We start from the raw sequence: 652 nt of genomic DNA on the forward strand, positions 1-652 counted from the left end.
GCTGAACTTGTTTCAGCATCTTGTGAATCTTTGAGAAAGACCCTGAATCAAGTTTAGGGGGACGACACAATAAAACAACGTCATGCTGAACTTGTTTCAGCATCCTCTCAGCCCTAGCGAGATCCTGAAACGAGTTCAGGATGACGGTGCCCTATCATTTCAGGCTTTTCCGATGATCTGCAAAAGCCTTATATTGTTATATGGCAAAAGGAGGCTCTGTTTATATCATGTCAAATCCAGGAAGGACTGTTCTGTACATTGGCGTCACTTCTGAATTGATATCCAGAGTCCTTCAACATAAACAACATATTGGTTCAACATTCACCAAAAAGTATCACTGTACCGACCTGATATATCATGAAGAATTCTCTAGTATTCAGGAAGCCATAGCTAGAGAAAAGCAGCTAAAGAATTGGCATAGGGAATGGAAATGGAATCTTGTAAAAGAACATAACCCCGAACTCAACGACCTTTCAGAGTCTATTGGAATCAACCTAGACTATGATGTTTGAAAGACCCTGAAACGCGTTCAGGGTGACGACACAATAAAACAACGTCATGCTGAACTCGTTTCAGCATCTATTGAATCTTTGAGGAAGACCCTGAAACGCATTCAGGGTGACGACACAATAAAACAACGTCATGCTGAACT

1 protein-coding gene is annotated in these 652 nt (G+C 41.3%); it reads left to right on the forward strand.

Annotation, left to right across the window (positions count from 1 at the left end):
• The first annotated feature begins 200 nt into the window (after positions 1 to 200).
• Positions 201 to 512: a GIY-YIG nuclease family protein gene (locus B3763_RS08250; protein WP_348655143.1), complete on the forward strand. Its 312-nt coding sequence runs from the start codon at positions 201 to 203 to the stop codon at positions 510 to 512.
• The last annotated feature ends 140 nt before the right edge of the window (positions 513 to 652 follow it).

Origin of the sequence: Roseivirga sp. UBA1976, assembly GCF_002336325.1 — a bacterium.
GTDB lineage: Bacteria > Bacteroidota > Bacteroidia > Cytophagales > Cyclobacteriaceae > Roseivirga > Roseivirga thermotolerans.